The sequence below is a fragment of the Acidovorax sp. HMWF029 genome (assembly GCF_003060895.1).
Classification (GTDB): domain Bacteria; phylum Pseudomonadota; class Gammaproteobacteria; order Burkholderiales; family Burkholderiaceae_C; genus Acidovorax.
The window spans coordinates 1-2008 of the sequence record NZ_QAIH01000194.1 but is presented as its reverse complement, the minus strand read 5'-3'; the positions used below and the strand labels follow the sequence as shown (position 1 = coordinate 2008).

Genomic DNA, 2008 nt, shown 5'->3' with positions numbered 1-2008 from the left:
ACCGCCACACCGGCGGGCTTGTCGATGGCGATCAGGTGCTCGTCTTCAAGCAAGACGGGAAATTCGCGCGCGGGCGCTGGTCGCTCAGCCTTTTCAGCCACCTTGTCTGAAATTCGAACCGGAGGCAGGCGCACCAGATCGCCCGCTTCCACGCGGGTGTCGGCACTCGCACGACCCTTGTTGATTCGCACCTCACCGCTGCGGATGATGCGGTAGACATGCGTTTTGGGCACGCCCTTCAGGTGGCGTATCAAGAAGTTATCGAGCCGCTGGCCGGCAGAGTCTTCATCGACCTCCACCATGCGGGCAGCGGGAAGGCCCGCAGGAGCGGCGGGTGGTTTGGCCCCTATAATGTGTTTCACCTGCGCGTTGTCATGTAAGTGGTTGATTTGTCTGGAGTTTAGTCCACACAGCCCTTTGCTTCACGCAGGCAGGTCGATGCCAGCGGGCGTCGTGCGCGCAGATTGCAGGCCAGATGCCTGTGGTGGCCAGCACGCCGTGCGGCGGGCTGACAGATTGAAACACTGATACGGAATCCCCCAAGCTGGCAGATGTTCCCTACCCGGGCGCAGCCTGTCAGCGGATCAAAGCGAGCATGTGGTTGTTGATGGCATGGATGGTGACCCTGTGGCGGAGGCTGCGGCCTTTGGCTGCATGCTCAAAATCGCCATTAGCGCGCAGCCAGCAAGCGCAATCAGCTACTTTTTTGATAGCAAATCTGCGTTCCTACCACTCGCCCCCATCCACGCGCCCCTGCCTCACGATGCTGCGCTAGAGCGCGGCAGATCATTGGCATTCCCGGCAATTCCCTTCGTTTCGATGCGTCAGTCCAGGCATTCACAGCTCCTGTAGAGCTTGTTGTATTGGTTTGGAAACTGTGGGCGGCAGCCCGCACAGCCCTCCCTGTGGGTCAGGCTGGCTGTACCGCTGCTGTCCACAAAACACTGAAGGAATCGCATCATGAAGCGGATGCTCATCAACGCCACGCAGCCCGAAGAACGGCGCCTGGCCATCGTCGACGGACAAAAGCTCCTCGACTACGAAATCGAAATCGAGGGGCGCGAACAGCGCAAGGGCAACATCTACAAGGCCGTCGTCACACGCGTCGAGCCTTCTCTGGAAGCCTGCTTCGTGGACTACGGCGAAGACCGCCACGGCTTCCTGCCCTTCAAGGAAATCTCGCGCCAGTACTTTGCACCCGGCGTTTCGCCCAGCCAGGCGCGCATCAACGAAGTCATCAAGGAAGGCCAGGAGCTGCTGGTCCAGGTCGAAAAGGAAGAACGCGGCAACAAGGGCGCAGCCCTGACCACCTTCATCAGCCTGGCGGGCCGCTATGTGGTGCTGATGCCCAACAACCCCCGGGGTGGTGGCGTCTCGCGCCGCATTGAGGGCGAGGACCGCGCCGAACTCAAGGAGGCGATGGACCAGCTGGAGTACCCGAACGGCATGTCCATCATCGCGCGCACCGCCGGCATTGGCCGCACCGCGCCCGAGCTGCAGTGGGATCTGAACTACCTGCTGAAATTGTGGAATGCCATCGATGGCGCTGCCAAGGGTGGCCGGGGCGCATTCCTGATCTACCAGGAATCGAGCCTGGTGATCCGCGCGATCCGCGACTACTTCAACAACGACATCGGTGACATCCTCATCGATACCGACGACATCTACGAACAGGCGCAGCAGTTCATGGCGCACGTCATGCCCGAGCATGCCGCCCGCGTGAAGCGCTACCGCGACGACGCCGCCCTGTTCAGCCGCTTCCAGATCGAGCACCAGATCGAATCGGCCTACGCCCGCACCGTGAGCCTGCCCTCGGGCGGCGCCATCGTGATCGACCACACCGAAGCACTGGTGTCCGTTGACGTGAACTCGGCCCGTGCCATCAAGGGCGGCGACATCGAGGAAACCGCTACCCGCACCAACCTGGAAGCTGCCGACGAAGTCGCCCGCCAGATGCGCCTGCGCGACCTGGGTGGCCTGATCGTGATCGACTTCATCGACATGGAAG

General features: G+C 61.7%; 2 protein-coding genes. One reads left to right on the top strand and one right to left on the bottom strand.

Annotated features, from left to right (window positions below; genetic code table 11):
• Nucleotides 1–362: S4 domain-containing protein (locus DBR12_RS22855; RefSeq protein WP_255575918.1), on the bottom strand; the 362-nt coding region annotated here is incomplete at its 3' end.
• A gap of 598 nt (nt 363–960) precedes the next feature.
• Here DBR12_RS22855 and DBR12_RS13420 point away from each other — a divergent pair.
• Nucleotides 961–2008: Rne/Rng family ribonuclease (locus DBR12_RS13420; protein ID WP_146185536.1), on the top strand; the 1048-nt coding region annotated here is incomplete at its 3' end.